Annotated in this window: 15 protein-coding genes and 1 pseudogene; 10 read left to right on the plus strand and 6 right to left on the minus strand. The window is 59.4% G+C overall.

All coding sequences use genetic code 11. From position 1 onward, the window contains the following. Window positions 1-4: 4 nt before the first annotated feature. Window positions 5-1069, minus strand: coding sequence for a class II fructose-bisphosphate aldolase (gene fba / locus DQ393_RS28945; protein ID WP_112345102.1), 1065 nt, complete (start codon window positions 1067-1069; stop codon window positions 5-7). 473 nt (window positions 1070-1542) lie between these two features. Here fba and DQ393_RS28950 point away from each other — a divergent pair, with 473 nt between their 5' ends. Both DQ393_RS28950 and DQ393_RS28955 read left to right on the plus strand, forming a co-directional pair. After that, window positions 1543-2679 carry a mannitol dehydrogenase family protein gene (locus tag DQ393_RS28950; RefSeq protein WP_112345103.1) on the plus strand — a complete coding sequence of 379 codons (1137 nt, stop codon included), beginning with the start codon at window positions 1543-1545 and terminating at the stop codon, window positions 2677-2679. Window positions 2680-2826: 147 nt separating this feature from the next. Beyond that, entirely contained in the window at window positions 2827-3837 is a 1011-nt protein-coding gene (locus DQ393_RS28955; RefSeq protein ID WP_112345104.1) for a zinc-binding alcohol dehydrogenase family protein, read from the plus strand. 1549 nt (window positions 3838-5386) lie between these two features. Here the strand turns inward: DQ393_RS28955 and lysA are convergent. The 4 genes from lysA to DQ393_RS28980 all read right to left on the minus strand — a co-directional run bounded on the left by lysA (window position 5387) and on the right by DQ393_RS28980 (window position 10457). After that, window positions 5387-6631: a diaminopimelate decarboxylase gene (gene lysA, locus DQ393_RS28965; RefSeq protein WP_112345106.1), complete on the minus strand. Its 1245-nt coding sequence runs from the start codon at window positions 6629-6631 to the stop codon at window positions 5387-5389. 107 nt (window positions 6632-6738) lie between these two features. Beyond that, window positions 6739-7920 carry a PLP-dependent transferase gene (locus DQ393_RS28970; RefSeq protein WP_112345107.1) on the minus strand — a complete coding sequence of 394 codons (1182 nt, stop codon included), beginning with the start codon at window positions 7918-7920 and terminating at the stop codon, window positions 6739-6741. A gap of 15 nt (window positions 7921-7935) precedes the next feature. Further along, window positions 7936-9303 carry an MATE family efflux transporter gene (locus DQ393_RS28975; protein WP_112345108.1) on the minus strand — a complete coding sequence of 456 codons (1368 nt, stop codon included), beginning with the start codon at window positions 9301-9303 and terminating at the stop codon, window positions 7936-7938. Further along, window positions 9300-10457: a GNAT family N-acetyltransferase gene (locus DQ393_RS28980; protein WP_112345109.1), complete on the minus strand. Its 1158-nt coding sequence runs from the start codon at window positions 10455-10457 to the stop codon at window positions 9300-9302. The genes DQ393_RS28975 and DQ393_RS28980 overlap by 4 nt, the downstream gene beginning before the upstream one ends. Before the next feature lie 326 nt (window positions 10458-10783). Between DQ393_RS28980 and DQ393_RS28985 the strand changes: the two genes are divergently transcribed. From DQ393_RS28985 to fhuB, 8 genes and pseudogenes are all read left to right on the plus strand, one after another. Beyond that, on the plus strand, window positions 10784-14782 hold the full coding sequence (locus DQ393_RS28985; RefSeq protein WP_112345110.1) for a non-ribosomal peptide synthetase: 3999 nt from the start codon (window positions 10784-10786) through the stop codon (window positions 14780-14782). Between the two features lie 32 nt (window positions 14783-14814). Continuing rightward, a pseudogene (locus DQ393_RS28990) lies at window positions 14815-16129 on the plus strand (lysine N(6)-hydroxylase/L-ornithine N(5)-oxygenase family protein). A 1-nt stretch (window position 16130) separates the two neighbouring features. Then, window positions 16131-16850: a 4'-phosphopantetheinyl transferase family protein gene (locus DQ393_RS28995; protein ID WP_112345111.1), complete on the plus strand. Its 720-nt coding sequence runs from the start codon at window positions 16131-16133 to the stop codon at window positions 16848-16850. Between the two features lie 165 nt (window positions 16851-17015). Continuing rightward, a complete protein-coding gene (locus tag DQ393_RS29000) occupies window positions 17016-17606 on the plus strand; it encodes a sigma-70 family RNA polymerase sigma factor (protein WP_112345112.1) in 591 nt (196 codons plus the stop codon). A gap of 58 nt (window positions 17607-17664) precedes the next feature. Continuing rightward, window positions 17665-18138, plus strand: coding sequence for a GNAT family N-acetyltransferase (locus DQ393_RS29005; RefSeq protein WP_112345113.1), 474 nt, complete (start codon window positions 17665-17667; stop codon window positions 18136-18138). Between the two features lie 61 nt (window positions 18139-18199). Continuing rightward, window positions 18200-19012, plus strand: coding sequence for an ATP-binding cassette domain-containing protein (locus DQ393_RS29010; RefSeq protein ID WP_112345114.1), 813 nt, complete (start codon window positions 18200-18202; stop codon window positions 19010-19012). Then, on the plus strand, window positions 19002-19910 hold the full coding sequence (locus DQ393_RS29015; protein ID WP_112345115.1) for an iron-siderophore ABC transporter substrate-binding protein: 909 nt from the start codon (window positions 19002-19004) through the stop codon (window positions 19908-19910). Before DQ393_RS29010 ends, DQ393_RS29015 begins: the two co-directional genes overlap by 11 nt. After that, window positions 19907-21892, plus strand: a complete 1986-nt coding sequence (gene fhuB, locus DQ393_RS29020) for a Fe(3+)-hydroxamate ABC transporter permease FhuB (RefSeq protein WP_112345116.1) — start codon at window positions 19907-19909, stop codon at window positions 21890-21892. The genes DQ393_RS29015 and fhuB overlap by 4 nt, the downstream gene beginning before the upstream one ends. Before the next feature lie 375 nt (window positions 21893-22267). On the opposite strand, the gene DQ393_RS29025 is transcribed toward fhuB, so the two are convergent. Continuing rightward, the gene (locus tag DQ393_RS29025) at window positions 22268-24451 is read right to left on the minus strand and encodes a TonB-dependent siderophore receptor (RefSeq protein ID WP_112345117.1); all 2184 of its coding nucleotides are present in this window, start codon (window positions 24449-24451) and stop codon (window positions 22268-22270) included. Window positions 24452-24595: the final 144 nt, after the last annotated feature.

A 24595-nucleotide genomic window follows, 5' to 3' on the forward strand; every position in this document is an offset into this window, starting at 1 on the left:
TGGCTCAGGAGAAAACCGGATCGAGTGAGCCGGACGTGTAGCGCCTGGCCATCTCGGTGACGGTCAACGGCCGGATGCGCAAGGCGTGTCCGGCTGTTCCGAACTGCTCGAACCGCTCCTTGCAGAGCTTCGTCAACGCCGCCATGGCCGGCTTCATATATTTGCGGGGATCGAACTCGCTTGGATCCTCCTGCAGCACCCGGCGGATCTGGCCCGTCATCGCCATGCGGCCATCGGTGTCGATGTTGATCTTGCGCACGCCGTTCTTGATGCCGCGCTGGATTTCTTCGACCGGCACGCCCCAGGTCGGCTTCATCCGGCCGCCATATCTGTTGATGATCTCCTGCAACTCCTCAGGAACCGAGGAGGAACCATGCATGACGAGATGCGTATTGGGCAGCTTGCGGTGGATCTCCTCGATCACGTTCATCGCCAGCACCGAGCCATCCGGCTTGCGCGTGAACTTATAGGCACCATGCGAGGTTCCCATGGCGATCGCCAGCGCATCGACCTTGGTCTCGCGCACGAATTTGACCGCCTCGTCCGGGTTGGTGAGCAACTGGTCGTGGGAGAGCTTGCCTTCGGCGCCATGACCGTCTTCAGCCTCGCCCATGCCGGTCTCCAGCGAGCCGAGCACGCCAAGCTCGCCCTCAACGGAAATGCCACCGAGATGCGCCATGTCAGTCACCGTCTTTGTCACGCCGACATTATAGTCCCAATCGGCCGGGGTCTTGGCATCCGCCTTCAGCGAACCATCCATCATCACCGACGTGAAGCCAGCCTGGATCGCCGTCATGCAGCTCGAAGGATCATTGCCGTGATCGAGATGCACGCAAACGGGAATATGCGGATAGATCTCGACGACGGCATCCATCATGTGCTTCAGCATGATGTCGTTGGCATAGGCCCTGGCACCTCTCGACGCCTGCATGATCACCGGCGCATCGACGCCATCGGCCGCTTCCATGATGGCGAGCGCCTGTTCCATATTGTTGATATTGAAAGCGGGAACGCCGTAGCCGTTTTCAGCGGCGTGATCGAGCAATTGCCTTAAGGTGATACGTGCCATTCAATTCTCCCCTGGCCCTGATGGGCGGTCAAAATCGCGCGGACAACGCCGGTGAGCGGTTACAGAAACAGAATGCCGTCGATACCCGACCTCGTCTCCAAGGATTAACAAACCAGCGCTCCTGCCGCGCCAGCATTCATAACAAATAAAAATAACAAAATCACAGTTTTTATGACATTTTTTTGTGACTCCATAAGAAAATTGCCTTGGATTATGGCGGCCCATTTCGAATTCCGCGAAGATAGATCACTCGATCTCCCGCCGCGAACTCAAGCCGCGACTGGATTCCGCCTGCGCCGCCCTCACTTCAAACGGCGACGTTCCGTCATTTGCTTATCGATATAAAAAACATTTGACGACTGATGGCCTAGCTGTTTTCTATGGATAAAAAACAAACGCTGACTGGACTGGTGAATATTGGCACTCTCCCATCCAGCGTTATCAATCAACATCGAAGGTAGGAGCAGCCTGGCGTGAGCTCGCGGATCATTCAATTCGGCACCAGCCGGTTTCTGCAGGCCCATGCGGCATTCTTCGTGCATGAGGCAAGACAATCAGGCCAGGATGTCGGCCCCATCACCGTCGTTCAGGTTTCCGGCGCCAGCAGCCGCAGCGGCCGCGTCGGCGCCTTTGGCAATGCGGAAGGATATCCGGTCATCATTCGCGGCATGGAGGGCGGGCAGCCCGTCGATCGCACCGTGCAAGTGACCAGCGTCGATCATGGTCTCTCCGCCCTCGAACACTGGGACGAATTATCGAAGCTCTTTGCCGAGGAAGCCGAATTCGTCATCTCCAATACCGGCGATACCGGCTACCAGACATGGCCGGAGGAAGATGGTTTCGGCGCGGCTCGTCAGGTGCCGCGCTCCTTCCCAGCCAAGCTAGCCGCGCTGCTTGTCAAGCGCTGGCAGATATCGGCTCGCCCCCTGGTCATTCTTCCCTGCGAGCTGGTGACAGGCAATGGCCGCATCCTGAAGCAGGCGGTGATCGACTGCGCCAAGCTCAACGCTTTACCGGCGGAGTTCTTCACCTGGCTCGACGAGCATGTCGCCTTTGCCGAGACCCTGGTCGACCGTATCGTTTCCGAACCGATAGAGCCGATCGGCGCCGTTGCCGAACCCTATGCGCTGTGGGCAATCAAGCGCGCCCCGGGCGTCCGCCTGCCATGCAATCATCCGAGCATCGTGCTGACCGACGATCTTGAGCCCTACGAGCGCCTGAAGCTGCATATCCTCAATCTCGGCCATACCGTCCTTGCCGAAATCTGGCAACGCGAAAACCGGCCGGCGGACGAGACGGTGCGCGCCATACTGGCCGACAGGGAAATACGCGCAAGGCTGGATGCGCTCTATCAGAACGAAGTGCTGCCCGGCTTTGCCGCAAACGGCCTGGGTGATGATGCGAAAGCCTATGTGGCAACAACGCTCGACCGCTTCCTCAATCCCTTTCTGGACCATCGCATCGCCGACATCGCTCAGCACCACGGCGAGAAAGTGGCTCGCCGCATTCGCACCTTCCTGGACTGGGCGGACAAGGCAGACGAGCCCTTGGATGCGCCTGTGCTTAAAGAAATCACCGCCCGCTATAGCCCGATTGAAGCGGCGCCATAGGGTGCGGCAAGCGCTCGAAATAGGCGCAGGCGCCGCGAAGCAATGATGAATGAACCGAGGACTGTCGGCTCGCCGTTTTGGGAAAGTCGGCAAGCATACATTTAACACCAGCGGCCGGCATCGCCAGCCTTTCGAGAGTGCATTACCATGAAGACATTGATCTGCAACGAACCCGGCCGGCTCACTCTGATCGAGCGCGATGTTCCGACGCCCGACGAAGGCGAGGTGCTGGTGCGCATCAGACGCGTCGGCATTTGCGGCACGGATTTCCACATCTATCAGGGCAAGCATCCCTTTCTCGAATATCCGCGCGTCATGGGGCATGAGCTATCCGGCACGGTGGAGGATGCAAATGGTTCGAGCCGCCTCAAGAAGGGAGAAAATGTCTATATCGTTCCCTATCTTGCCTGCGGCAAATGCATTGCCTGCCGACGCGGCGTGACCAATGCCTGCCAAAACATCGCCGTGCTTGGCGTACATCGTGATGGCGGCATGACCGAATTCCTCTGCGTTCCCGAGCGGAATGTCATCTCCGCCGGCAAGGCCTCGCTGGAGGAGGCTGCGATGATCGAGTTCCTGGCGATCGGCGCCCATGGCGTCAAGCGTGGCGGCATCACCGCCGCCGACCGAGTGCTCGTCGTCGGCTCAGGCCCGATCGGCATGTCCGCCATCATCTTCGCTAAGGCACGCGGCGCCGACGTCACCGTCATGGATGTCCGCGAAGACCGATTGGATTTCACCACCGCTGCGCTCGGCGCCGATCGGACACTCATTGCCAATGACGAAGCCGAAGCCCATGCAAAACGCCTCACCGACGGCGATTTCTTCGACGTCGTCATCGACGCAACCGGCAACACCAAGGCCATGCAACGCGGCTTCGGCTTCGTCGCCCACGGTGGCCGCTACGTCCTCGTCAGCGTCGTGCGCGACGACATAACCTTCTCCGACCCGGAATTCCACAAACGCGAAACCACCCTCTTCGCCAGCCGCAATGCGCAACCGGACGATTTCGCCGAGGTCGTGAAGCAAATGGAAAACGGCCGGGTGCCAACGAAAGCATTGAACACGCATCGGGGTTCGCTTGATGATGCGCCGACGTTGTTCAACGAGTGGCTGCGGCCTGAGATGGGAGTGATCAAGGCCATAATCGAGGTCTAAATGCTGCTGCTTGGTGGGCTGGTTTTCACCGTTCCAGACGTAATGATGTTGACGCCAATGTTTCACGACAACAAAGCACTGCTTCGCTTCATGACATTTGGCTCGGTGGATGGTCCACAATCAACACTCACAGGACGCTTTTTACGATACCAAGAGCCTCTTTGACGATGAGCTTTTCAGCTTGAAGCAGGAAAAAGCACTGAATAGGCTACGGCGGGCAGTGATATCGACTTTGCACCTGTGCGCGATGGCTTCGATGCGGAGCGCGAACATAACGGCAGAATCAAAAGAAACGCCATGGTGTAACGGGCTTTCGTTGTGGATCAGCTTGAAAACATCTCGATCGGCTATGATAGCTCGAAAAAGCCGCTTCTCTTTCTGATCCATTAGACCAATAAACCAGATCTCTATTTTCGAGTTTCGAGGCTTTTCGGCCAAGTCACGTCTGGAAGTGTCTCGGTGGTTGATGCCGTTACAGTGGCAAAATGCTACTAACAGACAACCGGAAGGCGGATTGTCACCTATGATGGGATCAAACCACAGCGGTCGAGCGACAGGCCGTCACGCTCGTATTGATTGACGAACTGGAGATAGCGCACGAAAATCTGGTGGCATTTTTGGCGGCAAAGCCCAAGTGTGCCGATCAGTCGCGCGAACTGATGCCTGAGGGCGAGTTCGGCGAGCTCTCCGTTGACATTCCGCTCGAAGAATCCGTGGGGTGCGCCTCAAAGGGTCTAGAAAAAAAGCGGCGGCGGGACAAATACCTAATTTCACCGTCATTACATCGTCATACGAGAGGCCAAAAAACCGTATACTCGCCTGCGTATTGTTGCCTATAATCCTGTGGATTGGCCCCGCGTCGAAAGCAATCTGATAAAGTGTTGAAATCTCTCAAGTGGCGGCGGTAGCCACCTTGCCAGCTTCTCGGCAACCCATACGCTTCGACAGTCTGCTGAAGTACGATTTGGCGAGCAGATACTCAAGGCATTGCCCCTGCAGTCACAAAAGAAAGTCCGACGACCAGAGTTTCTTGTCGGATGACCTTCGCTCGCCATTGTCGCTATCAAGCGACAAGGAAATGGACCAACCCAAAAGTAGTTCTTCCAGCCCGGTATTCAGTCGCTTTCATCCGTAGTTCGAAATGTCGAATCGGTGACAGCGGGTCCAGTGCGGGCCACGACAGGGCTGGGAACCGCGACGATCCGAACGTTTGCTCGAACGCGACCACATGTTCCTAGAAATTAAATAGGTTGGAACTCTTCAGTGCAACTTCATGACTGCCCGCGAAAAAATGCTCGCTCGTCGCATCATGCTAACGCTTCTGCCAATCTTCGGCGTCTTAAGCATTTTCGCGCTTTTTACGCTGTCCATGATCGGGTAGGTGCAGATTTAAGAACATCTAATTGCGGCAAAGCGTCATTAAATCCGTCGGCTAAACGCCGTTTTGGGGATAGCAGGGTGACGCTTTGCAAAGCTTTGGATGCTAAGATGGTCTATTGCCTTGCAAGGCGGCCTCTGACGGCACCTAAAGGCAACGGCATGGCTCTCGCTATACCTTCTCCAGCATCAACAGCTCGTCCAACCTCTGCCGCCTACGGATCAATCGGTGGGCAGCGCCGTCTATAAGCACCTCGGGTGCATAGAGGCGGCTGTTGTAGTTCGATGACATTGTCGCCCCGTAAGCGCCGGCGCCGTGGAATAGGAGATAGTCGCCGACATGGGCTTCCGGGAGATCGCGGGTCTCGACCGTGCCGGTGTCCGTCTGCGTGAAGACATCGCCGGATTCGCACAAGGGACCGGCAACGACGGTCGGGAAAATTTTGCCTGCAGCATTGCGAGGTGCCTTGCCCGGGATCACCGATATCTCGTGATAGCTGCCATACATGGCCGGTCGGGCAAGGTCGCTGAAGCCGGCATCAACAAGCACGAAGCGATTGCGGCCCATCATCTTCACCGCCCTCACTTCCGCCAGCAATACGCCGGAATCCGCGGTCAGGAAGCGCCCGGGCTCGATCTCCAGCCGGATCGGATGGCCGAAATGCGTTTCGATCTCTCGGCGGGCCGCATCCCAGAGCGAGAAATAGTGAGCGGGATCGATCTCCTCCTCACCCTCTTTGTAGGGCACGGAAAGACCACCGCCGGCCGAGATCGCCTCGATATCGACATCAAGCGCACGACAGAAGCCGACCATCGCACCGCAGACACGCTGCAGGTGCCCGTAATCGACGCCGGAGCCGATATGCATATGCAGGCCGACCAGTGTCAGGGAATATTGACGCGTCAGGGCCACGGCCTCGTGCAATTGCTCGAACCAGATGCCGTGCTTGCTGCTTTCGCCACCGGTATTGGTCTTCTTGCTATGGCCATGTCCGAAACCGGGATTGATGCGCAGCCAGACCCTATGGCCCGGTGAGCGCTCGCCGAGCTGATGCAGCATGTCGATGGAGCCGATATTCACTTCGACCTTGTCGGCAACGACGCGATCAAGGGTTGGCCTGTCGAAGACATCGGCGGTGAAGACCAGCTCCGCCGCGCCCGAGGCGCTGCCGGCAGCAAAGCCGGCCCGCATCGCCCGCTCGATCTCGCCGAGCGAGACGGCATCGACATGCACACCCTCCCTGCGCATTTCCTTCAGGATATGAATGTTGGAACAGGCCTTTTGCGCAAAGCGAATGACGTCAAAAGCGGAGAGTTGCGCGATGCGTCGGCGAATTGCGGCAGCGTCGTAGATCCAAAGCGGCGTTCCATATTCGGCGGCAAGCGCGCTTAACGTTTCATTGGAAGGGATGGTCATCTTGTCTCGATCGGGTCAGGGCGGGAATAGATCAACAATGAATAATAATATGGGCGGAGCGGCAGTGCCACTCCACCAGCCTTGCGATGTCAAGGTAAAGAGCCCGCCTAGCGTCTCGTTGCCAAAAGCGCCTGCTCGAGATCGGCAATGACGTCCTTTGCCGCGTGCAGCCCGACATTCAGGCGGATCGTGCGGTCGCTGACGCCGAAGCGCGCGAAAACATTGGTCTCCGGCGAAATGCTGAGCGCTGCCTTTGCCGGCACCACCAGGCTTTCCGGCCCACCCCAGCTGACGCCGATGCGGATAAGGCGTAGCGCGTCGACGAAATCGGCAACGTCGATACGCTCGGAAACCTCGAAGGAAAACAACGCCCCGAAACCACTGAAGGTGCGCTTTCCGGGATGATCGCCGAGTGCCGGATGCATGACATTGGTGACGTCCCCCTGCGCCTGCAGCCAGGATGCCACCTCCAGACCGGCTTCGTGATGATGGCGCATGCGGAATGGCAGGGTCTCGAGATTGCGCAGGACAAGCCACGCTTCGAAAGGAGCGAGCTTCGCACCCGTATAGGGGTAAATTTCGCTGTTGATCCGGTCGATATGCACCTTGGAGCCTACGACGAGACCAGCCACGGTATCGCTCTGTCCGCCAAGATATTTCGAGGCGGCGTGGATGACGATATCGATGCCGACGGAGAGCGGCTTCTGGTAGAGCGGCGTTGCCCAGGAATTGTCGACCATGGTCACGACGCCATGACGGCGCGCCGCCTCCGCGATGGCGGTCAGATCCTGCAGCTCGAAAACCATCGAGGTCGGGTTTTCAAGATAGGCAAGCTTGGCGCCCCGAAGCGCTGCGATCATCGCCTCGGTATCCGTGCCGTCGACATAGTCGACGACGACGCCGAAGCGCTTCAGGACCTTTTCGAAGAAGCGGAAGGCATCGCTATAAACGTGCCGTACGGTGACTATACGGTCGCCGGGTCCGACGAAAGCGAGAACCGCGGCAGCAATTGCACCCATGCCGCTCGAAAAGGCACGTGCCTCTTCCGCGCCTTCCATCTCGGCGATCTTGCGCTCCAGAAGCCGCACGGTCGGATTGTCGCCGCGCGAATAGATCGGCTTCTTCGAACGGCCGGCGAACACGTCCTCCAGCTCCTTATAGCTATCGAACAGAAAGAGCGACGTCTGGTAGATCGGCGGTACTGCCGCGTCGAACGGATCGTCGCGCGGCGGCATCAGCGCATCTGGAATGGCGTGTCTGTAGGCATCGAATCTCGGCGTCTCGTTCATGGCATTCCTCTAGGGTCAGGGTTGAAGTGTCGATTGGCCGGCGAGGCTTGGTACATCCACCGGCAGAATGGCGAGCCATTCCCGCCGGGCGACGAAAAGGCCAAGAACGGCGGCGAGGATGGCGGCGGCTGCAGGTGCTGCGGAAACACCGTCAAAACCCATCCAAGGCGGCAGCAGAAGAAGAAGCGGGATTAGCAGATAGCCTTGCGGCGCGAGCCCGACCAGGGCGGACAAGCCGGCCCTGCCCCGCGATTGCAGCATCACCAGCAGTACGGATTGAAAGGCTGCCAGCGGGAAGACCGGAAAGAGTGCTCGCAGCCACGGCACTGCCTCTTCGACGACCTGCAAACTATCGGTGAACAGGTGTGCGATCGGTTCCGCCGCCAGGAACAGCAAGATGGAATAGAGCAATGCGACCGGTATCGTCACAGCCAGCATGAACCGGATGACAGCTTTCAGGCGCTCGGCATCGCCCGCGCCAAAGGCATGACTGACGACACCCTGGGCGCCCAGGCAGAAGCCGAACAACGGAAGCTGCCCCAGAGTCATCAGGCGGATGGCGATCGCAGTCGCGGCCACACCCGTGTCGCCGCCTTGAACCGCGGCCTCCCGCATCAGGACGAGAAAACCAAAGCCGGTCATGATGCTGGCGGCGGCGGCGGGAATGCCGATCCTCGCGATCGGCTGCAACAGCTGCCAACGTATCAGGCCGGCGGTGATGCCAACCGTTCCCCACTTGCGGGCAAAGTAGACAAGATAGCAGGCGAGTGCAGCAATGGACGAAACGACGGTCGCCAGTGCCGCGCCGGAGGCACCAAGCTTGAAGAGGAAAATGAAAATTGGATCCAGGGCGGCGTTCAGGGCGAAGCTGGCAATCAGCACGATCATCGAGAAGCGTGAATTGCCTTCGGCAATCGCGATGAAATCGCAGACTGCCTGCGAAAGCCCGAGCGTTACGCCGAAGGCGAGCAGCCGCCCATAGTCCAGCCCCGGGGCAAGAAGATTGTCGCTTGGGCCGAGTGCACCGACGAAATCGGGCAGCCCGAGATAAATCGGTATGGAGAGGGCTATGCCGAGCGGGATCGTTGCCGCGAGCGCGGTTGTGGCAACCGAGGAAGCGGCTTTCAGATCGCCTTCGCCGAGATGGCGCGCCAAAAGCGTGGCAAGTCCGATGCCAAGCCCCTGCCCAGCCGCCGCGACAAGCAGGAACAGCGGCATGACCAGGCTGATGCCAGCCAGCACATCCGGTCCCAGCGCGCCGAGAAAGATCGCATTGATCGCATGATGGCCGGCGCTGGCGGCCAATCCCGCCACCGCCGGCAAAGCGACCGCCAGAACGAGCCGCATGATGCGCGGATCGTTCATATCGACGGCTGCCTTCATCGCGCTGCATCTCGCGGCAGCGAACCCAGAACAGGCCGGCCATCCTCGCTGGAAAGGCCGGTGAGATCGGGCGACAGCAACCGATCCATAAAGAAGCGTTCGCGCAAAAGCATGACCAGAAGCGCCTTCTTGTGCGGGAACTGGATGTGCTTGACCTTGGCAAAACCCGAACGGTCGAGATTGCGGATCTGCTGAGCATGATGATGGATCGGCTCGCCGACGATGCGCCGGGTGCGCGGATCGGCGAGAAACATGTAATGCATCAGCGATGGCAGCCAGGCGCTGACGAAGGCCTTTCCGCGGAAATCATCCTCGCCGATGGCCACATGCCAGCCGCGGTCATAGCCGTCGGCGTCGTAATGCGGTCCGATCCGGTCTTCCTTCGCCCAATAGAGTTCGAAGTAACCGAAGGGCACACCGCCAAACGTTCCGATCAGCGGCAGAGTGCGCGGATCGGCAAGGCGGCCCGCGATGAAATCCCGGTGATAGGAAAGATCACCACTATCTTCCCATATCGCGGCGACCCTCGGGTCGTTCATCCAGCGATGGAAATGCGGAAGATCGGCCTCGACATCGGCGACATGGAAGCCAAGCTGCGTGTTCAGCCAGGGAATGAAGCGGTTATATACGGAACCGACGGGCTTCGGCGGCCTTTGCGGATGAAGGACATTGTTTGTCAGGACCGGTACTTCCGGATAGGCAGCGGCTCCGCTTCCAATCCAGGGTCTTGCCTGCTGAAAGAAAGATTCGGGGCGCACGATCAAGCGATCGCCGCGACGCTCGATCGCGCCCGCTTCTGTGAGGCGCTTCGCAAGGCCGCCGTCCGCAAGCTCGATCTCGAAGCAAACCAGGTGCGGATTGCATATGAGAATAGCTTCCAAGACGGCGTTGATGATATCCTCACCGGAAGCAGGCGAAGCGGCTGAAGATATGGTGTCAAAGACCAACAGATTGGCGGCGGGCCTCGAGAGAAAGCCCGAGGCGACCTCAAGGCCATCTTGCTCGACGCGGAAACTGCCGGATAGCTGCCCCGGCGACACGATGAGGGGCTGAACACAAGCGCGTGCATGGCTTGCGAACCCCGCTGCCGGCAGGCGCAAATCAAATGATCGCTCCGCCGCCTTTTCGCCCCTCAATGCCACGGAAGCATCCATATTTCTCTCCATATTTCGAAAACCGCACACTCTCTAAAGCGGCAAGCCGTACAGGCGTTCATTCCGCAGTGACGAACGGCGTCAGACAGAATTCAAAATATTTTCCGAAAATATTTTTTGAGATTCCTCTGAATTTCGCCATCGGCCGTTCGTCATGCAGCTACAACAAGGTAATTTCCGAAACATCGGAACTTACAGACACAAGAAAGTCAGCATAAGCGGCAAGTTAAACTCAATGTCTATTTCAAGACATTGTTATGCATACGCTATTGTATTCAGAATGGCCGGATATGTATTCAGAAATATTGACGGAGAGCGGCGAAGAAATGACCATTCATAATCGGAATGCCAAGGCAATGAATGACTCCGATTACCTCGCAAAATGCTCGCTGTCACCGACGCAATCGCGCATCTGGCTTCTGTCCGAGACGGGTAACGAAGCCGTCTATGGCCGGCAAATACTCGCCGTCACCTTCCCTCCAATCTCTCTCGTTTTGGCGCATCAGGCTCTTGCAATGCTTTCGCGCCAGCATCCCCTCATCACATCGGAATTCGAGGCTCGGCCGGGCGGCACCGTTCAGCAGATCCTGAGGAACGATCGCACGGTCGATATCATCGAGACGGAACTGACTACCGGTGGCGATCTGAACGCGGCGCTGACCGCAGTCGCGACCACCGAACAGGCCCGCCCGATCGATCTGACGAAAGGCAATCCGGCGCGCTTCATTCTCGCCGTGCAGAACGGCCAGGCGGTTGGTGCCGTATTTTCGCTGCATGCCATCCTTGCCGATGCGGTGACGCTGGATTTGCTGGCAACGGATTTCCTTTGCTATATCGACAGCGGCCGGCCGGCCGGCATCGCCGAAACCACATTGGCCGACGCAGCATCGTGGATGACCGGCAATGGCGCACCGCGCAATCCGCCACCGGAGCTGATCGACTTCTGGTTCCAGCGGCTGACAGGGCAGGAGAATATCGCATCGCTGCCGCCACAGACGTCGACGGGGAAGAATATAGTCGACGAGGCGTGGTTCGAGCATCTGCTTGAAGTGCCTGTGACGGGGCGGCTTATCCGGACGCCGGCCACCGCAGAAATCTCCCGAGATCTTCTCGCCGCGCTCGCGATCGCCCTTCGCCGGCATTCGGGCTACGGCACGCAAAGGATCGGCCTCGTCACTCGGCCGGAAAGTCAGACGGTCGCAGCACGCAGTGAGGATGTGCTGATCCTCACGACAGACCTCAACGGCGCCATGACGCTTCACGAGGTCCGTAAGGCATTTGCAGAGGAAATCGAGACCGCCGCCCAACAGGCCCTGCCCTTCGAAGCGCTTGCCGATGCCCTGCTGCGCCGGGATGAGCTGTTCGACACGACCGGCCTCGTCAAGACGCTTCTCGATGTGCGACCTGCCCTGCGCTTCATGAAAGCAACGCCCGATGGCATGGCAAGCCACAGCGTCATGGAGCCCCGGGCGCGCCGCGACGCCGAACTGGTCATCACCGTTTCCCCGGCACACAGTGGAACGTTGCGCATCGGCTTCGGTTTCGATCCGCAAAAGCATGACCGAGAGCAAATCCTCCGCTTTGCCGACGATCTCGCCATCGCGCTAGTGCGGCTGAACACCAGTCCGGACGAGCAGATCAAGCATGTTCCGTTCGTTTCGCCTGAAGAACTGGACAAGCTCTCGGCGCCCTATCCCGACGCGCCGGAACCGGACGATGGCACGCCGATCCATGAGGTCATCTCCGCGCAGGCGAAACGACGACCGAATGCCTTCGCCGTGGCCCAGGGCGAAAAATCGGTAACGCATGGTGAGCTCGAGGCAGCCTCCAATCGGCTGGCCCACCGCCTGATGGCGCTGGGTATAGGCCCAGAGAAGCGCGTCGCCATCGCACTCGAGAAGTCCATCGACGCCATCATCGCCATTCTGGCCGTTCTGAAGTCGGGCGGGGCATTCACACCGGTCGAGCCCGATCACCCGGAAGCGCGCAATCGTCATATTCTGACGGCGCCGGGGCTCTCGCTGGTCATTTCGCGCGCTCGCCATATCGCAAACCTTCCAAGCGACATTGCGACCCCCTTCCTCAATCTCGACGCCGTCGACCTTTCCTCGGAAGGCAGCGAGGCGCCTGCTACCGTCATTGCGCCACAGCAGCTTGCCTACGTGATCTACACCTCGGGCTCGACAGGTGTGCCGAAGGGCGTCGTGGTCGAGCATGGCCCGCTGGCGCATCATTGCAAGGCGACCCTGCGCATCTACGAGATGAGCGAGGAGTCCTGCGAATATCCCGTTCTTCCCTTTACCTCCGACGGCGGTCATGAGCGCTGGATGGTGCCGCTGATGGCGGGCGGCGGGGTGGTGCTGACACCAGACAAGCTTGCCACGCCCGAAGATGCCTTCGCGATGATGAAGCGCCATGGCGTCAACAATGCCAGCCTGCCCACGAGCTATGTACGCGGCCTTGCCGAATATGCCGGCGAGAACAGCGAGATACCCCGACTGCGGCTCTATTCCTTCGGCGGTGAAGCCTTGTCGCAGGCGGTGTTCGATATGATCACCGAGAACCTGAAGGCACAGCTGCTGATCAACGGCTATGGTCCGACCGAAACGATCATGACGCCGATGATCTGGAAGATCCCTGCTGGAACCCGCTTCGAGGGGACTGTCGCACCGATCGGGCGCGGCGTCGGCCATCGTCGCATCTATGTGCTCGATGCCGATCTTGCGCCCGTTCCGGTCGGCGTGATCGGTGAGATCTATATCGGCGGCAGCGGCCTGGCACGCGGCTATCTCGGTCAGCCGGAGCTGACGGCGGAACGCTTCATTCCGGATCCTTTCACACCGGGCGGACGACTGTACAAATCCGGCGACCTCGGCCGCTGGCGGGAAGACGGCATCGTCGAATTCGCCGGCCGCGTCGATCATCAGATCAAATTGCGGGGCTTCCGCATCGAGCCGGGCGAGATCGAAGCCGTGCTGCGCTCTGACCAGCGTGTCGCAGAGGCCGTCATCCTGCTGCACAATGAAGGCGGTCGCAGCTCGCTTGTCGCCTATGTGGTGCCGCGCGAAGGCGAAAGCTTGAGCGTGACGGAGCTGCGACGTACCGCCATGACGGCCCTGCCCGATTATATGGTGCCGCAAACGATCATGCTGATCGACAAGCTGCCGATGGGACCGAACAGCAAGCTGGACCGCGCCGCCCTGCCGACACCGCGCATCGAACGCGAGATGGCGCTACCTGCCAATGACAAGGAAAAGGCGATCCTCGACACCTGGAAGGAAATCCTCGACATCGGCGACATCGGGGTTACGGAGAATTTCTTCGATATTGGCGGCCAATCGCTGGCAGCCGTGCGCATCGTCTCGCGCCTGAAGATGCGCCATCCCGAATGGCCGCTGACGATCGCCGATATGTTCAATCATCCCACCGTGCGCGATCTTGCGCTCGCGATCGATGGCAATCGCGACGAGGCCGGCGTCGACGTGGTCTATCTTCGGCGAAATGGTGACCGGCCGGTGCTTTATTGCTTCCCGGGGCTTCTCGTCAGCACGCGCGAATATATGCGCCTCGTCGACTACCTCGGCCCGGAACAACCCGCAACGGGGTTCATCTGCTACTCGCTGACCGAGACCAAGACGCTGAGCACCCGCGTCGAAGATATCACGGCGCGCTACGCCGAGGCTGTGCGCAGGAAAGCCAAAGGTCGCCCCTGCGCCTTTCTCGGCTGGTCGTGGGGCGGACTGCTCGCCTATGAGGCCGCGCGTCAGCTCGGCAATGACATCGACCTGCGCATGATCGGCATGGTCGATGTCTGCGACATGGACGAGGAATTCACCGTCGGCATCATGCCGCGCTTCGAAGACGGTATTCGCGATCGCACCCATGCTGCCGTGCAGAGCTGGCTTGCCACCACACCGATGCGCGAGGACTGGAAGAGGCTTTTCGCCGCCATGAACGAGGAGGTTTACGAACAGTTCCTCCACCATGTCGTCAAGCATAATGTCAAACTGCCGACGGACGGTCCCGATATCGGTTCCGAGGAGCATACGTTCTGGATCCTCATCGACAATGCGATGATCTTCCGAAACTATCGCCTTCAGCAATCCGATTTCCGCATCCACGCGTTTGCGGCTGAGGATTCCCTTACACGCGCCCTCAATGTCATCGACTGGCGGCGCTATTCGCAAAACGCCACGGCCTCGGAGATCGTCACCGGCACAAACCACCTGACGATCATCGGCAAGACGCCCTTTCACCAGCGATTTGCGCGACGGCTCGATCACGCTTTTGCACCCGCGCCCCTTCCTGCGGGCATCATCAAGTAATCCCTCTCTCGATATCGTTCTGGAGCTGCATCATGACATCGCACGTGCTCGACCTCGCCGGGGCCGGAATTGGTCCGTTCAACCTCAGCCTCGCCGCCCAGCTCGACTCCGTCCCGGAACTCGCGGTCCGCTTCTTCGAGCGGCGCCCATCCTTCGCTTGGCATCCGGGGATGATGCTGCCGGGCGCCGAGATGCAGACGTCCATCCTCAAGGATCTGGTGACCGCGACCAATCCGACAAGCCCCTGGAGCTTTCTCTCCTATCTTGTTGCTCATAAACGCTTTTATCAGTTTCTTAATGCAGAATACGAAGCCGTTCCGCGCAAGGAATTCGCCGATTATCTTGGATGGGTGGCACGCGGACTGACCTCGCTTCGGCGCAAGCGTGCGCGAAGTCCATGCCAATGATGGCTTCTTTTCCATCACGACCGACGATGACGCCATCGGCGCCCGCAATCTTTCCGTCGGCGTCGGCAAGGTCCCGGCTCGTCCAGCCTGGGCCGAGCAGCTATCGAGATCCATGACCTTCCACAGCAGCGAAGCGACGCAGCGCCTCGGCGACGTGAAGGCTCCGCGTGTCGCCGTTATTGGCGGCGGCCAGAGTGGGGCCGAGATCCTCGATGCCCTTCTGGATCTGAATGCCGTTTCGACGTTTCACTGGATCAGCCGCCGGCCGAATTTCGAGCCGCTCGATGCCACGCCCTTTACCAATGAACTGTTCACGCCTGGCTATATGGAACGCTTCCATGGGCTGCCCGAGGAGCTACGCCTCACTCATACGCGCCGGCAGGTGCTGGCGAGCGACGGCGTTTCCGCCTCCACATTGAAAAAGCTCTATCGCCGCCTCTATGAGCGCAAGCTCGATACCGCAGGCGGCGCGGATCATGGCATCTCTCTGCGTCCCTTCCGAAACGTCGTCGCGGCCGAGCAGGATGGCCCCGAAATACGGCTGACCATGCGCAACGGCTTCGACGACAGTATCGAAACGCTTGTTGTCGATATGATCGTCCTTGCGACCGGCTATCGCTTCGTGCTTCCGGAATTTCTGCACTCGCTCGAAAACCGCATCGAACTGAGCTCCATCGGCGAGCCGGTGCTGGAAAGCGACTTCTCGCTGGCATGGGACGGCCCGCGTGAAAACCGCATTTTCGTTCTCAATGCCGGCCGCCATAGCCACGGCATCGCGGAACCGCAGCTCAGCCTGGCTGCGTGGCGCAGCGCCGTCATCGCCAATACCCTTCTCGGCCGTCAGCATTTCAATATCGGCCAGCTCGATCCTATCGTTCAGTGGGAAACGAAGGGGCATTCGTCGGAAATCGCCTCTCATATGGGACAGGCGGCAGAATAAAGTGCCTCCCCTCCGAGAGAGAGAAAGCGTCGCGCAGGTCGAGCTTCACAGCCTGCATCTGCGCGACCGAGTTGATGTCCCGGACTGGATATTAAGTGAACAGGAAAGACACCGAGCGGCGGCATTCCGATCGGCCGAAGCGCGGCGTCTTTTTGTTGCCGGACGGTTCCTTTGTCGCCGCATCCTCGGCGATCTGCTCGGCTGCGCGCCACAGGCGCTCTCCATTGCGATTACACAGTCGGGCAGGCCCTACCTGTCCGATTTTTCCGATATCGACTTCAATATTTCGCATGTGCGGGACCGAGTGGCTCTCGCGATCTGTCGCGGCGGCCTGATCGGCATCGATATCGAACGCGTCGATGCATTTTCGGAAGAGGAGGCCGGCGAAATCATGCCGATGATCCTTTCCGAATACGAGTTCGATCAAGTTCGTCAGTTGGACGGGCAATATCGCCGCGATGCTCTTCTCGCCCGCTGGGTTCAGAAGGAGGCTGCCCTGAAATGCCTTGGCCGGGGCTTCCTCGCCGACCCGCGATGCGTGACGCTCTCACCCGATTATGCAACTTTTGGCAGCAAAAGCCAGCTATCAAGCGAGCCGATTTTCATCAATTCCGGCCGGGTCGGCGACGGAGAAATTGGGGATTTCCAATGGGCAATCGCGACATCGAGGCTCGTGACAGAGCCGCAATGGCGGCATCACATAAACGGGATTTCCTTATAGATCGCATTGGAAAGTTGAAATAGAATCAGGCGCATACGCCATGATTTAGGAGATGCTGCACTTTTCCACTCCGCTATCTTGACTATCATTGTCATGTTTTATAGGTTCCCTCTCAAAAAGAGGGGCACACAGAAATGCAACTTTGGATTTCAGCGAGAGCCCGACATGATTGCCAACCATTCGCAGTCGACTTCCAATGAGCAACTCCAAACAGCACTTCACGCCTACCCGAAACTTCTCTCCGTCGCGCGCAGGATCACGGGCTCCATGACCACGGCCGAGGATGTCGTGCAGGAGGTTCTCCTGCAGCTGGTCTCAAAGCCGCTGGGAGAAGACATAGCGGCGCCTGCGTCCTATGTGATGCGCATGGTGCGCAATCTGGCCACCGATTATATGCGGCGGCAGCAATATGAACGCGGCCTGTTCGTCGAGGAAGAGGTCGGGGGCAATACCTCGGCCTATGGAAGCCCTGAAGAACATCTCCATGAGGCCCAAGCCTACAAGGCCTTTCGCTGCACGGTCGAAGCCATGCCTGCCAGAACCCGCAAGTTCTACGAGGAGCACTATTTCGACGACATTCCCCAGAACATCATCGCCAAGGAGGCAGGCGTATCCTGCGCCCTCGTCTGCGGCCTTCTGCGGGAGGCGCATTCGCGTTGCCTTGCCGCCATCTCGCTTGAAGCCGATCATGATTGTGCCGCCACCAGCAACCACCGCCGCCACCGATCCGCACGGGTTCGGGAAATGCGCGCCTGATGGGAATACACCGCCATCTTCTGCCAACAACGCTCAACCGACAGGTAAGGAAAAGTAGATGCAGGAAGCTATCGAGATAACCGAATCCAAAGGTGCCATCTGTCGTGACATCATGTCGGAGCTTACGGAGTGGTTCACCGACCCCAATGTCGTCGAAGCCTGCGCAGGAGCTGTGGAAACCCTGCCGATGTTCGGCTGCGTCGAGACAGACACCGTCTCCGGTTTCGTTTCGTTGCGTGCGCATCCGCCGGCTGCCATGGAGATCCTGGTGATTGCGACGCGACGCCAATACCATCGCAGCGGCGTCGGCAAGCGATTGCTGGCGGCAGCCGAGACATTCGCGCGATCTTCCGATTGCAAGCTCTTGACGGTGAAGACGCTTGCGCCGCGCGGCAGAGACGAACCGCAATATGAAAAGACACGCGCCTTTTATGACAGGAACGGCTTCATCCGCGCCGAAATATTCCCGACGCTCTGGCGCGAGAGCGATCCATGTCTTTTCTTCGTCAAACCATTGATTCCAATCAATTAACTAAACCGCCCCAGCGGCAGTCGACATGTCAGCGAGCCGCCGGGCTTCAGCAGGAACGATAATGAAAGACGAAACTAGCGCCCGAAACGATCAGCGTCATGCAACGGTTTTCAAGACGGAAGGCCTGCGTTTCGAGGTCGATGGCAAAACCATTCTTCACCCGCTCGATATCAGCTTCAATGCCGGCGAGATTTCCGGTCTGATCGGTCACAACGGCTCGGGCAAATCCACGCTGATCAAGTTGCTGGCCCGGCAGATCCAGCCGACGGGCGGCCGCATTCTATTCGACGGCGTAGCCGCCGGCTCCTACGACATGCGTGCTTTCGCGCGCGCCGTCGCCTATCTGCCGCAGGACACCACATCGGCTGCCGGCATGAAGGTCGAGGAGCTTGTCGCCTGCGGGCGCTATCCCTGGCACGGAGCGCTCGGCCGTTTCAGCGATCGCGACCGGGAAAAGGTGGAGACGGCAATGAAGCTGACGCATGTCGATACGCTTGCGGGGCGGATGGTGGATACACTCTCCGGCGGCGAGCGCCAGCGCGTCTGGATCGCGATGCTGGTCGCCCAGGATAGCCGCTGCCTGCTGCTGGACGAGCCGACCTCGGCGCTCGACATCGCCCATCAGATGGAAATTCTCGGGCTTGTGCGGGAGCTTTGCCGGACGAAGGAATTGAGCGTTATTCTCGTCCTGCACGACATCAATGTCGCGGCGCATTTCTGCGATCATCTTCATGCGTTGAAGCAAGGACGCCTGATTGCCGCGGGGCCTTCGCCAAGCCTCATGAAAGCCGAGACACTGCATACGATCTATGGCACCAATATGGGCGTCACGGCCCACCCCGTGCATGGAACGCCGCTCGCCTATGTCATCTGAACGTCGCTTCGAGACTCTGGCATTATCCCGTCGCGCGTTGTTTCTTGCCGCCGCTGCACTTTGTGCCGTTCCGCGGGCGGGAATGGCGGCCGAAGCGATATCAGGCCCGATCGTCTCTCTGGATTATGGTCTGGCCTCGACACTGCTTGCGCTCGGCGTCACACCGGCCGCTATCGCCTCGCTTGCCGATTGGAATACTTGGGTCGTCGAGCCGAAAATGCCTGATGGCGTCATCGACCTCGGCACCACCAGCGAGATCAATCTCGAGGTCCTCGCCAGTATCAAGCCGGCACTGATCCTGACGACGCCCTATCTCGCCCCCCTGAAGCCGCGGCTGGAAGCGATCGCGCCGGTCATGGAACTGACGATCTATGCCGAGGGCGGCGAGGCACTGCAGCGCTCCATCACGGCGACGCGATTGCTTGCCGACGCCATCGGCCGTCGGCCACAAGCAGAAGATTTCCTCGCCCGGTCCGAGCAATTCTTCGACGATTGCGCAAACCGGGTGAAGAAGCTCAACCCGCCGCCTCTGGCGCTGATCAATTTCGTCGACCAGCGCCACGCCCGCATCTATTGCGGCGACGGCCTCTACCAGAACGTCATGACCAGGATCGGCCTGAAGAATGCATGGACCGGACCGGGAGACTATTGGGGCTTTGAAGCGATCGGCCTGGAGCAATTGGCAACGCTCGACCAAAGCCTGAGGCTGATCGCATTCGAGCCGCTGCTTCCGCCCAACGTGCTCGACAACCTGCAGGATAGTCCGCTGTGGACCAGCCTCCCCTTTGTGCGTGCTGGGCGCGTCTCGGTGCTGCCAGGCACCTTGATGTTCGGCATGGTGCAGGAAGCGGAGCGTTTCGCGCGTATCCTGCTCGATCATCTGGAAACATTCGCATGACCCGCATCGAAGCGAACAATATCCTCGGCGCTCCGGCTGTGGCGCTGACACTGCTGGCGCTCGCCGGACTCCTTTCCTGGCATCAGCTGGCACCTGATCTCGCACGGCTGACCGAGCAGGAAGCAGGTAATGATCCGCAGCGTCTGCTGCTGCTCTATTCGACGCTGCCGAGAATCGCGACGGCGTTGCTGGCCGGCGCCGCGCTTTCGCTGTCGGGAAGCCTGTTGCAGCAGGTGCTGCGCAATCCGCTGGCCTCCCCCTCGACGCTCGGCATTTCCGCGGGTGCCAATCTCGCGCTCGTCACCGTCATGCTCGCCTTTCCCGCTCTGCAGGGCCTCAGCCGCGATGCTGTCGCCCTGTTCGGGAGTACTGCCGCCGCGGCTATTGTTTTTCTCATCGGCGCGAGACGCGGCTTCTCGCCCTTGGCACTCGTCCTTGCCGGACTGATCGTCGGCGTCTGGAGCGGCGCACTGGCCGCCATTCTCGTCTTGATGAACGATCGCTATCTCTCCGGCCTCTTCATCTGGGGCGCCGGATCGCTGGCACAGCAAAGCTGGACCATTCCGCTGTCTCTCCTCCCGAAAATCGCTGTCCTCTCCGGAGCTGCCCTGTTGATGGCGCAACCGCTGTCACTCATGGAGCTCGGCGATAGCGGCGCTAGCGGACTTGGCCTGTCGGTGAAGCGCACGCGCATCGCCGCCGTCTGCATTGCGATCGCGCTTGCCGCTATCGTCACCAGCGCGGTCGGCGTCATCGGCTTCATCGGTTTGATCGCGCCGCGGATCGCCCAGCTTGCCGGCGCCCGGCAGATGAAGAGCCAGCTCGTTTGGTCCCCCCTCATCGGAGCCGGCCTATTGCTGTTGACGGATGAAGCACTGGTGCTCCTTTCCGGGGCATCCTCGACCTTCCTTCCGACAGGCGCCATCACAGCCCTGCTCGGCGCGCCGCTGCTGCTTCTGATGCTGCCGCGCCTGAAGACAGTGCAGCGCAACATTGCGCATCCATCGCAGGATGCGAACCATGCCATTCGAACATCGAAAGCGCTGCTGGTTGCTTCAGTTCCGGCGCTCGTCCTTCTGCTGGCCGGTGCGGTCTTCTTCGGGCGCGCACCGGACGGTGCATGGACTCTCCTCACCTATATGCATTGGCCCGACGTGCTGCCCTATCGGCTGCCGCGCATCGCCGGTGCTTTTGCGGCCGGCACGATGCTGGGCGTGGTCGGCACTATCCTGCAGCGGCTGAGCGGCAACGAGATGGCAAGCCCCGAGGTGCTGGGCATTTCCGCGGGCGCCACCTTGGGCGTCACTGCCGCGCTCTTTCTCCTGCCAGCTCCTGGCATTGCCGCGCAACTCGGCTTCGGCGGTATCGGCGCTTTCACCGTTCTCGTTGCCATTTTCCTTTTCGGCATCCGATCCGGTTTCGCACCCGAGCGTGTCCTTTTAACGGGGATCGCGCTCGGAGCCATGCTCGATGCCTTCATCAGCGTGCTCGCCGCAGGCGGCGATCCACGTGCGATGATCGTCATGCAATGGATGAGCGGATCGACTTATCTTGTCGACACGCCAAAGGCAATTTCCGCAACTGCGGCTGCGATAATGGGCCTTGCGCTTGCCTTCCTCGCCCATCGCTGGCTCGATCTGCTGCCGCTCGGGCCGCAGGCAGCACAAGCGATCGGTATCCGCGTCAATCTCGCCCGCGCTAGCCTCTTTGCGCTGGCAGCAACCATGACCGCCGCCGCCACCCTCGTCCTCGGCCCCTTAAGCTTCATCGGCCTCATGGGCCCGCATCTGGCGCGCGAGCTCGGATTGCGCCGCGCCACACCCCAACTCGCCGGCGCCGCCCTTGCCGGCGGCGGCCTCACGGTGCTTGCAGACTGGTTCGGCAGAATGATCGCATTTCCCTATCAAATGCCCGCCGGCCTCATCTCGGCACTCGTGGGGGCGCCGCTGCTGCTGGTGATGCTGATGAAGCGATCAAAATGATCGCTTCATTCTTTAAATTCGATCCAACTCACATGTAAGCTTTGTAAGATCTCAACGATGGTATGACCTTCTGTAGAAGCTATGCCATTGTCCAACGCAACCGATTTGCAAGTTGAAAGCTGGCTGCAATCCCGCTTAGAGAGGCGCCGGAAAACTCCAACCACGTTGGCGCAGAAAGCCGACCTTGGCTGAGTTATCAATCTGTTCCGCCTCATCCTTGCCCAGTCCAGAGCCGGTGGAGCACGGCGAAAAAGGACAGTGGATGCTCAAAATCTTGGCCGCTTCTATAGAATGCAGTTAGCAGTAAGCGACAAATCTCGCCGAATTGGTAGGTACATCAGGCGCCGCGAAAAAACGCGCGCCTATTACGCAACGTTACCACCTGTACCTCAACGACGCCGTGACGTTTCTCCCCTGGCCGAGATAGCAATAACCCTCATTGCAAACCGTCAGGCGGCGATTGACGATGTTGCGGAGGTCGACGGAGGCGGTCAGGCCTTTGTATTTCTGGTCGATTGCGCCGAAGTCGTAGGAGAGTGCTGCGTCCAGATAGAAGCTTGCGTCGTTCTTGGCGGTGTTGGCAGTGCTGGTATAGGTCTCGCCGGTGTAGCGGACACCGGCGCCGACGGTGAGGCCCTTTGCTGCCGAATCTTCCTGGAAGGTATAGTTCGACCACAGGCTGGCGATGCTCTTGGGCGTCACTGCGGGCGCATTGCCGGCATCGTCACCACGGGTGATTTCGGAATGGTTGTATGAGTAGGCGGCAATCACATCCCAGCCGTCGCTGATAGTCGTCTTGGCTTCCAGCTCGATGCCCTTGTTGGTCACCTCGCCGAGCGAGGCATAGATGCCCGTTAGCGGATCGACCAGAACGGGCTTGTTCTTCTCGGCGAGATGATAGGCGACGGCCGAGAGCAGAATGTCGGTGCCTGGCGGCTGGTATTTCACGCCCAGTTCATACTGTTCGCCCTTGGTCGGATCGAGGATGCTGCCCGATGCGGATCGCTGGGTAACCGGGTTGAAGGAGGTCGAATAGCTGGTGAAGGGCGCAATGCCGTTGTCGAAGAGATAGAGGGCGCCGGCCTGGTACGAAAATGCATTCTTGTCGAGGCGGTCACCAGTGGTCGTATCAGTGGAGACGATAGTGGTGTCGGTCGACTGCTTGACCCATGTCTGGCGCCCGCCGAGCGTGAAGCGCCACTTGTCGACTTCGATCTGATCCATGGCGTAGGCGCCGAACTGCTGCAGGCTGCCATCGACCCGGCTGAGATTATAGGCCGGCGTCGGACCCGATACTCCGTAGGTAGGGTTGTTGATATCGAAGTCATAGGCGGGGCTGGTCGTTCCATCCATCCCATATGCGAACGAATCGTTCATGCGGGTATAGTCGAGACCGAACAGCATGGTATGGGCAGCAGGGCCGGTATCGAATTTGGATTCAAGCTGGTTGTCGACCTGGAAGACATTCATCTTGTCGCCGATCGCGGTCGCGCCGCGCTGCGCAACGTCGCCGATCCAGCTGTAAGTGCTGAGATAACGCGACTTCAGATCAAGATGCGAGAAGCGAAGGTTCTGACGGAAGGTGAAGCCGCCATCGAATTCGTGCTCGAACTGATAGCCGACCTGCTGCTGCTGAGTCTTTTGATAGTCATAGTCCGGATCGCTGTCGCGGAGATTGAGAACATTACCGTCCGGACCGGTCAGTGCGCCGACATTGGCGTCGGTCTCGGTGGACTGCGCTGATCCATAGACCGTAAATTTCGTCGCATCGTCAGGCTTCCAGGTGAAGGAAGGTTGGATGAAATAGCGGTCGTCGGCGATATCGAAATTGGTGTCGCCCTTTCGCGCCAGGCCGACGATCCGGTACAGCATGGTGTCGTCATCCTTGCTGACCGGCCCGCCGAAATCGAACATCGTCTGGGCGCGATCCGACGTTCCCCAGAGAACCCCGACCTCCCTGATCGTTTCTTCCGTCGGCAGCTTCGAGATCTTGTTGACGATACCACCAGGCGATCCGGCGCCATAGAGCACCGATACCGGCCCCTTGATCACTTCAACCCGATCGAGCGCATAGGAATCGGTTCGGAACATCCCGTAATTCATGTAGGGCTGCCGCAATCCGTCGCGGTAGTCGCCATTAGTGGTGACGTCGTTACCGCGAATATAGATCTGGTCAAAACGCGGATCGAAGCCGTACGAGCCGGTCTGGACGCCGGCAGAATAGCGAACCGCTTCGATGATATCCTGCGCGCCTCGTTCTTCCATCTCCTTTTTGGTTATGACCGAAACGGAGCGTGGCGTTTCAACCAGAGGCGTACTGATCTTGGTGGCGCCTTGGCTTTTCTTTGCCGCTATCGTCGTATTGTCGCTTGCATCGCTCGACTGACCGCTGACGACGATCGGCGCTAGCTTGGTCGCGTTGCCGCTGTCCGCATTGGAATCCTGCGCAAAGGCATTTCCGCCCAGCGCAAGCACAGTGGCAAGTGCTGTAGCACTGCCCGTAAGGTGGAATCTCCGACGCGTCAAGTTATTGATATAATTATACGATCCCTGCTTCATATTCCCTTTTCGCCTGCCCGTTCCTGAAAAAAGATGGCGCAAACTAGTTCGCGGGTGCAGCCGGCGTCAAGAATACATGAGTTATTAAGTCATCTTTTTTTCTGAATTCCGAATCCTTGTTGCAAAATGGCCTGCCTGGTCCAC

Source organism: Martinezella tropici (genome assembly GCF_003287875.1).
GTDB classification, from domain to species: domain Bacteria; phylum Pseudomonadota; class Alphaproteobacteria; order Rhizobiales; family Rhizobiaceae; genus Rhizobium; species Rhizobium tropici_C.

What these genes read in the sequence shown, in the direction of transcription:
- DQ393_RS29005 (WP_112345113.1), top strand. Translation starts at nt 17,665, where the DNA reads ATGCAGGAAGCTATCGAGATAACCGAATCCAAAGGTGCCATCTGTCGT.
- fhuB (WP_112345116.1), top strand. Translation starts at nt 19,907, where the DNA reads ATGACCCGCATCGAAGCGAACAATATCCTCGGCGCTCCGGCTGTGGCG.
- DQ393_RS28985 (WP_112345110.1), top strand. Translation starts at nt 10,784, where the DNA reads ATGACCATTCATAATCGGAATGCCAAGGCAATGAATGACTCCGATTAC.
- DQ393_RS29025 (WP_112345117.1), bottom strand. Translation starts at nt 24,451, where the DNA reads ATGAAGCAGGGATCGTATAATTATATCAATAACTTGACGCGTCGGAGA.
- DQ393_RS29015 (WP_112345115.1), top strand. Translation starts at nt 19,002, where the DNA reads ATGTCATCTGAACGTCGCTTCGAGACTCTGGCATTATCCCGTCGCGCG.
- DQ393_RS29010 (WP_112345114.1), top strand. Translation starts at nt 18,200, where the DNA reads ATGAAAGACGAAACTAGCGCCCGAAACGATCAGCGTCATGCAACGGTT.
- fba (WP_112345102.1), bottom strand. Translation starts at nt 1,069, where the DNA reads ATGGCACGTATCACCTTAAGGCAATTGCTCGATCACGCCGCTGAAAAC.
- lysA (WP_112345106.1), bottom strand. Translation starts at nt 6,631, where the DNA reads ATGACCATCCCTTCCAATGAAACGTTAAGCGCGCTTGCCGCCGAATAT.
- DQ393_RS28970 (WP_112345107.1), bottom strand. Translation starts at nt 7,920, where the DNA reads ATGAACGAGACGCCGAGATTCGATGCCTACAGACACGCCATTCCAGAT.
- DQ393_RS28955 (WP_112345104.1), top strand. Translation starts at nt 2,827, where the DNA reads ATGAAGACATTGATCTGCAACGAACCCGGCCGGCTCACTCTGATCGAG.
- DQ393_RS28980 (WP_112345109.1), bottom strand. Translation starts at nt 10,457, where the DNA reads ATGGATGCTTCCGTGGCATTGAGGGGCGAAAAGGCGGCGGAGCGATCA.
- DQ393_RS28975 (WP_112345108.1), bottom strand. Translation starts at nt 9,303, where the DNA reads ATGAAGGCAGCCGTCGATATGAACGATCCGCGCATCATGCGGCTCGTT.
- DQ393_RS29000 (WP_112345112.1), top strand. Translation starts at nt 17,016, where the DNA reads ATGATTGCCAACCATTCGCAGTCGACTTCCAATGAGCAACTCCAAACA.